General features: G+C 29.4%; 8 protein-coding genes. 1 reads left to right on the forward strand and 7 read right to left on the reverse strand.

The genetic code is table 11. The features are described from left to right. Window positions 1-2: 2 nt before the first annotated feature. Window positions 3-533: a sarcosine oxidase subunit gamma gene (locus tag AMN88_RS01925; protein ID WP_075536180.1), complete on the forward strand. Its 531-nt coding sequence runs from the start codon at window positions 3-5 to the stop codon at window positions 531-533. 23 nt (window positions 534-556) lie between these two features. Here the strand turns inward: AMN88_RS01925 and AMN88_RS01930 are convergent, their stop codons facing one another. The 7 genes from AMN88_RS01930 to AMN88_RS04560 all read right to left on the reverse strand — a co-directional run. After that, complete coding sequence (locus AMN88_RS01930; RefSeq protein WP_075536181.1) at window positions 557-1,123, reverse strand: hypothetical protein; 567 nt, start codon at window positions 1,121-1,123, stop codon at window positions 557-559. 395 nt (window positions 1,124-1,518) lie between these two features. After that, window positions 1,519-1,881: a hypothetical protein gene (locus AMN88_RS01935; protein ID WP_075536182.1), complete on the reverse strand. Its 363-nt coding sequence runs from the start codon at window positions 1,879-1,881 to the stop codon at window positions 1,519-1,521. A gap of 3 nt (window positions 1,882-1,884) precedes the next feature. Further along, a complete protein-coding gene (locus tag AMN88_RS01940; RefSeq protein WP_075536183.1) occupies window positions 1,885-2,325 on the reverse strand; it encodes a hypothetical protein in 441 nt (146 codons plus the stop codon). 41 nt (window positions 2,326-2,366) lie between these two features. Further along, entirely contained in the window at window positions 2,367-2,669 is a 303-nt protein-coding gene (locus AMN88_RS01945; protein ID WP_082254610.1) for a DUF6804 family protein, read from the reverse strand. Window positions 2,670-2,674: 5 nt separating this feature from the next. Beyond that, the gene (locus AMN88_RS04620) at window positions 2,675-3,562 is read right to left on the reverse strand and encodes a DUF805 domain-containing protein (RefSeq protein WP_075536184.1); all 888 of its coding nucleotides are present in this window, start codon (window positions 3,560-3,562) and stop codon (window positions 2,675-2,677) included. 1 nt (window position 3,563) lies between these two features. Continuing rightward, window positions 3,564-5,639: a hypothetical protein gene (locus AMN88_RS01955; RefSeq protein ID WP_075536185.1), complete on the reverse strand. Its 2,076-nt coding sequence runs from the start codon at window positions 5,637-5,639 to the stop codon at window positions 3,564-3,566. Between the two features lies 1 nt (window position 5,640). Continuing rightward, window positions 5,641-8,729, reverse strand: a 3,089-nt coding sequence (locus AMN88_RS04560; RefSeq protein ID WP_082254611.1) for a hypothetical protein, incomplete at its 5' end; no start/stop codon positions are given.

The following is an 8,729-nucleotide window of genomic DNA, read 5'->3' on the forward strand; positions in this document are numbered from 1 at the left end:
AAATTAATCAAGAGAATGTTTCTGTAAAAGAAATCTCTCCAGTGATGAAAATTAATTTAAGAGGAAAAAAAAGAGAATTTTTAACTAACATTGGTAAAAATCTTAATATGATCTTACCTACAGAAGCAAATACTTCAACAACGAGTGATAAATTAACAGCAATATGGCTTAGTCCAGACGAATGGATGATAGTATCCAATGAGCTAGCGAGTAAAGACACTAACAAATACGAGTTATATGATATGTTATTTAATAGTATTTCAAAAATTAATCTAGGTGCTGTTATAGATGTAACAGATCAATTTGTTCAATTAGAACTTAAAGGTAAAAATATTTACGAAATTTTTTCAGCAGGATGTCCTTTTAATTTTAATGAATTTAAAGAAAAGAAAGGATCAACAGCTCAAACAGTTTTAAATCACATAGATGTGATTCTGCACCATAAAGAAGAAAATATAGTTAACCTATTTGTCAGACGATCATTTGCTCAACATTTATGGGATTGGATTGAAGATAGTAGCTCGAGATTATAAAAGGTTAAGAAATTAATACAAAATTAACTATCTACTTTATTTATTTCTTTACATTTTTTATGAGCCTCTAAAACAGAAGGTACAAGCTTATCTAAATTCCATCTATTTATTGATATATCAAAATATTTACTAGCTTTAAAATCTATGCCATCAATGATTTCAATCTCAAATCTTTGTTCCTCAATATAAAAATTATTTAATTTATAAATATATTCTTTAATTGGAAACGATCCTAAGGATAATAATACTCTATAACCCATTAAAAATGGCTGTATATGATCCACATAAGCAGTAACTTCCTCTTCATTAATTTTTATTGGTATATTTTTGTTTAATAGTTGTTTTATATCCCCAGGCTGCTCATATGTGTAAAAAGTGAAATTATGCCAAACTTTCTCGCAATTATCTTTGGATTGAATAAAAAAATTTAAACTGTCTCCGTGAATTACTTCTCCATATACTCGTGCAAATGTTAAACTTTCGTATTTATCAATTGTCCACATATCATCTTCTTCAGCTTGAGCATGATAGGCAAAAACAATAAAAAATAGAGATAAATGTAATAAAACAATAAGCAAAACTCTTTTCATGATTTAAGCTCCACTTTGTATCCATTTTTCTCAAATATTTTTATGATCTTGTCCCAAACTAAACTGTTGTGTTCGCCTGGCCTTATTTCAAATTTAAAAGATTGTTTGTAAACGGGGTTACAGTTATCGTATGCGATATATGTACTGACATGACAGTACTTACAGACACGGCCTATTTCCATGGATTAGAACTCCTTAGGTTATTTGATTTTTTAAAAGTAAGTAATTTGTAATTAGTTATGGTCTCAATCCTTTTCTGCTTACTTGAATTACGCAACAAGGGAGATAATAAAAAAAGCGGAATTCTAAAGAAAAGGATTGAAATCCAATGCATATTGAAAGAAAACAAACTTTATTGTTTAGTTTGAGGTTGAAATTTGTTTAAAAAAAGTTTTTTAATTAAAATTATTTTCTGAATGTTTTTTTGTTGAAAACAACAAACCTACTAAAAAACCTATAAAACACCAAATAGGTCCTGATATTTCTAAATCAGTTATTCTTACAAAATAATTTGTATAGTTCGTCCAAAATAAACTAATTGCCACAAAAATAACACCAGCAATAAAGCCAGTAATTTTTTGTTTTTTATCTCCAACATTAAAAGATCCTCTAAGTCCAGAACCACCGAACCAGGCTATAATTGGAGCTAGGATACCTGAAATAGAAGCAGAAATAGATATATTCCCAAATGATGTAATAGCTAAAATTATGGCAATAACAACATAAGTCATATGTAAAGTTGCAAAAATTTTATTCATAAATTATCTAGTTTTTTTTCTTTTCTTTATAACTTTCTTTTTAATTATTTTTTTAACTTTCTTTTTTTTAATAGTTTTTTGTTTTGGTGTAACGTTTATGGGAACACTATCAGAGTAATTATTATTACTAAAACTATAATTACTTTCAGCTTTTTTCTCAAAAAGTGTGCTAATTGCACCAGTTACTAAAGCAGGCACAATAAATAATAAGCCTGGGGCGGCAAAGGCTAATGCTCCATACCAAGGCCATCCAAAAACATCCATTGCTCCAAAGAAAGTCCCGATAGTTAACGGGAACATTATTCTAAAAACAAAACCTAATACTAATGCACCAATAGCAAAACCTGCCCCTAAATGGTATTCAATACCTATATAACCAACGTATATTTGAACTATTCCGACAAGGAGAAAAATTATTCCACTAAAAGCTCCAAGAAATGGCATAAAAGACTGTAGATATAAAATTAATCTAAATCAATAAAATTCTAAATGTTTTTGTTCTTATAAAATACAAAAATAGTAATAATATTAACTATAATCCATATAAATTTTTCATATAAATATACTGGAATAATTGGATTATACAAAATAGCTATAAAACCAAAAATCCAAATGTTTGTATTATCATTTTTTTTATAAAAATTATAAGCAAAGTATAAAGCAGAAGCACAGACTACTAATCTTGATAAAGTATAATATCCTATTGGAAGTGGTAAAATTCCAATAACCAAAACAACAATAGGTGCTAACCAAAATATTTTATTGTTTTGATTTGAAATATTGTTCACTTAATTTATTTTTTTTTTAATGGATTTTTTCCAAATCTATTTTCTTTATTATCACCTGCAGTACAAAGTAAAATAATAAGGTACACATAACAAAGTAATCCTATAATTAAAAAAATTATTTCTAAAGACTCTTGTCGGCTTTCTGCAAATATAGTTTCTAATATACCTGCTGGTATTGGTATAGCCTGAAACCATCCACTTTTATTGATGTCATGCAACCTTCGAGCGGCAACAGATATCCAAGGAATTACAACTACTAAAATAAAGATCATTAACAACCAAAACAATGGAGCAGCAACAAATATTAATCCAAAACCTATTGCATAACCTAAAACAATAAAAAGAGTAAAATACCAGTATTCAGACCTGCTAGCTCTACCTTTAAAATCAAAGTATTTTTTAAAACATTTTTTTACAGCATCTGGAAAACTTAAGACCATAGCATCCTCCTCATCCTCATTATTTTGGTTAAATTTTTCTGTATAATAATCAGATGTATCTTGATTTTCATTTTCGTTATCAAAATTACTTTTTTCTTCTTCTTGTTGATCTATTTTCTCAGTTGCATCATCATCAACCTCTACTTCCTCTTCGACTATTTCCTCTACATACTCATATTCGTCTTCTTCAGGTTTTGGTTCTTTTTTTTCTTCTCCAGTAATAAATGATTTTATATCTCCTTTTGGTGATTCGGTTTCTTGATTATCTTCATTTGACTCTTCTGCAGAAAAAACTAAACCTTCTATTGATGAAGCAGTTGTCCATTTACCTCTTAGACCTGCTTTTACTTTAGTATCTTCATTAATGGTGTCACTATCTACTAAAGCTTGTAAACTTGATAAAGAATTTACTGTAATTTCTGAACCATTATTGTCTATAAATTTATAAATCATATTAATTTGGGAAAATTATTTTTCCAACTCTCTCAACAACAAAACCAGCACCACCTCTTCTTAACACACATGGCTCTGTTGTATAACTAGAACCTGTTGAAACAGCAAAAACACCCTTGAAGTCCCTGCTAGCTTTTTCAAAATCAAGATTCATATAAGTTGCCATATTTGACTTAACTGTTGAGCCTGGAAATGCAAAATACTTGTCACTAAATGTTACACACCATATTTCTGCTTTCTCAAATGCCCTAGATGAATTGACAAGAATTGTTTTGGTTCCTTCTTGCCTTTCTTTTCTGCTTAAAGCTAAACCATGCCATTTTTGTTTAAAACCAGCTACTTTTGAAAAATCATCAAGAGCCTCTTTATAATCCGATACTAATTCGTCGTATTTTTCAGCAATAATTTCTTCCGGTGTTTTTGGTTTTTCCTCAACTATATCTTCAGCTTGCAAAGGAGTTTGCTGAGATCTTTGGGTATTTCTACTGACAGACTTGATTTGTTCTGATGTGCTTTTTAATTTACCCTCAAATTCATTTTTCAAACTACCAACTTTCTCTTCAGCTTCTCTCTTTAACTGATCCATTTCTTTACGTTGAAAATATAAATAAACACCAACTGCTATTATTATAATAGCTATAACTGCACCAATGATAATTAGATTCCAAGGTATTCTTTGACCTAATTCTTCATCGAGAGCTTTAAGTTCATCGACTTTAAAATTGACATAGTTTTTAATGTCTTCTGAGTGGTTCTCAATACTTTTATTGAGTTTATCCATATTATCTTCATCCTCAACAGATCCCGAACCTAAGTCTCTATTTTTAATATTTTCAAACTCTTGAATAAATCCAATTTTTTTTTGTTTGAATGTAAAAATTCCTAATTTTACTCCGTCAGTTCCTACAAAATTAGCTGCTTTATTTGATTTCTCAGCTCTTTTAATTAAATTTTTTAATGTTGTATAATTCTTATATTTTTTAAAATTAACCTTTTCTATTTTTTTAAATCTATCTTTATATTCGCCAAGATCATTTTTAGACAAATATTGTTTTATATTATCTCTAAGAATTTCTCTTAAATCCTTTATATCTTGATTATCTCTGTTTACTAGATCAGCAATAGCATTTTTAGAGTCTTCTTCAGCTTCTGACATTAAAGATTCAAAACTCACTAAGCTAGTTTCTAATTTATTTCTTTTTGTATTAAGTTCAGTAATCTTATTTTCATATTCATTAAGTTTTTTTCCAAACTCATCTAAATAATTTTGTTTATTTTCAGATATCCATTGTTGATTACCTTCTTTTTTTGCTTTTTCTCTGGCTTTTCTTTTTTTCTCTTTTTCTGCTGCTATACGTTTTTTTTCAGCTTCTTCTTCAGCTTTTTTTTGTGCTTTTTTATTTGCAGCTTCTTGTTCTGCTAAAAATTCAGGTACATACCATACTGCATTAGGATTATTTATGACTATTCCTAATTTTAAAATTTCTTCACCAAACTCACCTTCTAATAATTTTTTGTTATAATCACCTTCATCAGAATTTGCTTTAAAAAAACCGTTATCTAATGCAATTTTTGTATAAAATTCTTCTAGATAAGACCCTTTAAATTTTTCAGGTCTGTCTAATGAAGAGTCTTGTAAACAGAACATTTTTAAAATTTCAACCAATTTAACTTTTTGCCAATCTGCATTAAAATTCATTGACGCAAGATTTGGTACAATCTTATTATTAGTAACTTTTTTAGGTTTGTTTGAATGAGATCCTGTTAAATTTATTTTATAAACAGTTACCTTGTCAAAAACAAGTTTACCATCAACTTCACTTATTCTCGGTTTTCCTGTGTTTTGATCTATTACAGGATCACCATCTACTTCAATAGAAACTGCTTTTGCATTATTTGCGCAATATTCTTGCTTAGCTTGATTTTCAAAATCCTTTTTAGTTTCTTTTTTACCGTCCCATTCTGTATCTTTTTTTATAGGAAAACTATTTTCTTTATGATGAGCTATTGATTGAGGATTTATCGATAATAACGAAAATAATATTGTTACAATAAAATTAACAAATATTTTTTTCATATTATTTAAGCTTTAGTTTGCCGCTAGTAATCTCATTAATTACTTGTTTCAAACCTTGAATAAAGACTGGCTCAATTATTGAGGAGGTTTTTTGAATTTCAGCTAAGCTATCGTCACCTTCTACAGACTGCATGTTTTTTCTTAAGTCTTGGGCTCTCGACTGTCCATTTTTTAACTCAGCATTAATTTTACCTTCAAGATCTCCCTCAAATTTCTTAGTTAGTTTTACTGGTATTTTTGAATATGCCTGTAAATATTTTAAAAAAGTTTTAAGTTGAGAAATATCTTTTACACGCCATTGTTTATCTACATCTAAACCAGATACAATTCCAATTTTATTTTTACCAACTATAACATCTTCTCCCAATACTGTTTCGTGAGATCTATCAGTTAAATCTAAATCGGTTGCGCCTTGTTTGTCTACTAATAATCCATAAGATACTTCATGTTTTGGTGTATCAGTAAATACAATTCCAATTGATGTAAATATTCCACCAGTAACTTTTTCTATCATTTTTGATAAACCTGCTTGATCATCAGCATCTTCAAAAACGATTTTATATAAAGTGCTTGCTTTACCACCTAAACATATTCTTAAAGATTTAGATTTATCTTTACCTGTTTGAAATTCTCCATTTTCTATTAAATGATTTAAAACTTGTGATACGTAATAAAGTATTCCTGATAAAGCTAATTCAGTTAGATCTTTAAGTTCTTTACCTTTCTCTTTTCCACTAATAATATCAAAACGATTTTTAAAAGCTTCTCCAAATTGAGGACTGTTTACTAATAACTCTATACCATTAGCAAGTTTAGTTTTATTTGTTCTTATACTTTGTAATGTTTGATAACTTTCAAGAAGTAGATCATCATTACCACTGATTTCTTTTATTAAAGTTAAATTATTAGAAAGGTGATTAATTAAAACATCCTTACCTGCAAGCCTAAAAGAATTTCTCCATAGTAATTTAGTACCCTGCCATATTGAAAGATCTGAAGTTCCACCACCAATATCAATGGTAACTACATTTTCAGTAAAAGGTATTTCTTGACCTTTAGCGAAATAAAGTGCACTTGAAATACTCTCTGTTTCAAATCCTGTTCTTTCTTGAGTTTTATACTTTTCATCTGCTAAGCCAACGTTAACAGCTCTTCTTGTTATTCTTTTAAATGATCTTAAATGATCAGCATTGTAAGCTTCAGGATAAGAAAAATTAAAAGTTAAGTTTTCTCTTTTTACTCCATTAGCAGCTGCCTCAACTGCTGCTTGAAGAACTGCTTGAGAAACAAAATATTGAACCTTAGTTCTACTTTGTTCTGCCTCATCCCATTTTAAATTAAATTTTAAAGGTCTTTTGTCATCAGGTAAATCTTGAATAGCGTATAAAACTTGATCAACGTAATAAATAAAATTACTTCTGAATGGTAAATTTTCAACAGTTGTTTCCTTAAAATTTCTTTCTCTTAAAATTGTCATAAATGGAACAGTTACCTCTCTACTAGGTACAAATTCTTTGTGTGCCTGCATCACTTCTTCTATTTCTTCTTCATCTGTACCAGGATCATAAGGAGTATTTATCCTGTTTTTAAAGATTAGTTCTTTTGGGTTTTCCTTATTTTCCTTAAAGTAGACACAAGAGTTAGTTGTTCCAAAATCTATTCCAACAGACCATTGATTACTTGTTTCAGCAACAATCTGAGGATCAGGGAATAATATCAAACCTACATCAACTCTCTTACTGTGCTCTGTGTAAGATTTTCCTCCAGATTGGGTTGCAACATTACACAAAACAGCCTCTGGAGATGATTTTAGTGAACGCAATTCAGTTACAGCAGTTGTTTGTTGAATGGGTATTTCTTCACCAACAACTTGGTGTGAGTGAATCATATTATCAATAAATTTAATTTTATCAGTACCAGTTAAACTTTCTAATTTATTTCTAATATCTTTAACTGCAAAAACATTTTTAGGTAAAATATTTACTTGGGCATTACCATCATAAAATAAGTAATATTGATCCCAATTTTCAATTTTAATATCTGGCCATATACTAAAACCAAGAGGCACACCTCTATTTTTAACAACATCTTTAGCTTTATAGATTTTCTCTAAAGTATAACTCATTGTATTTCCGGTTTCGCTAACAAGTTCTAGATAAATTACTGCTTTATAATTATCTCCATCAGGTGAAACTATACAATTTGTTGATAATGCTTTTGGATCCATAAACATTAAAAGCGTACTGTTTACTGGATATGCAAACTGGTTTCCATCACTTGAATGTTCCTTTAGTTTTCTATTATCTCCTGCAAATACAACTAATTTTTCTGTAAAAATTGTTTCAGGTGTTAAATACAAATAGCCTTCGTTTTCGCATTCTTTTTTTAATGTCTTTTCAAGGTTCTCATCTTGTCTAAGTGAGTTTAAAGAATAATTGTTCCAAACTCTGATATCAGATAGTGTTTTTCCTGTTGATTGAGCAACTCTAAAATCAGCAAAAATACCTCCATTGATTTGACCCTCAAACTCAGGTCTAACTGCTAGACCGCAATCAAATTTAGCATTTTGATCTGTTGCACCAATAAATATTTGCGCTAGTTTGTCATAAACTGGTTGTGCAGGTAAATTTAGATTTACTTTTGTTGGCGTCCAACTAGAAAATTCAGCATTTCCAACTTTAGCATCACAAGAATTTTTAAAGTCCTGAAGTCTTCCGATTACAGCATTGAACACCTCCATATTTGATGGACTTAGATTTTGTATTCCATTAATTAAATTATCTAAATAATGAGAAAGTACAGCATACTGTTCATTTCTCATATCTCTTGCGTTGCAAGGATCTCTTAAAAAACCATCTTCGTACCATGGTAGTTTTCTAATGCCCTCTATCTCGGTATAATTTCTTGCAGCTGCAACAATTGTATATGGATTAATAACTGCTACAGCCCCTTTATTAAAATTTAACACTCCTATTGCATTCCAATCTTGACCTTGCGCCATAGTATCAACAGGTATTACATCAAATAAAATTTTACCTATGTGAGAATAATTGGAGCCTGATGGAACACCTCCTGTAAAAGGATTATTTT

Source organism: Candidatus Pelagibacter communis (genome assembly GCF_001180165.1).
GTDB classification, from domain to species: Bacteria; Pseudomonadota; Alphaproteobacteria; order Pelagibacterales; family Pelagibacteraceae; genus Pelagibacter; species Pelagibacter ubique_P.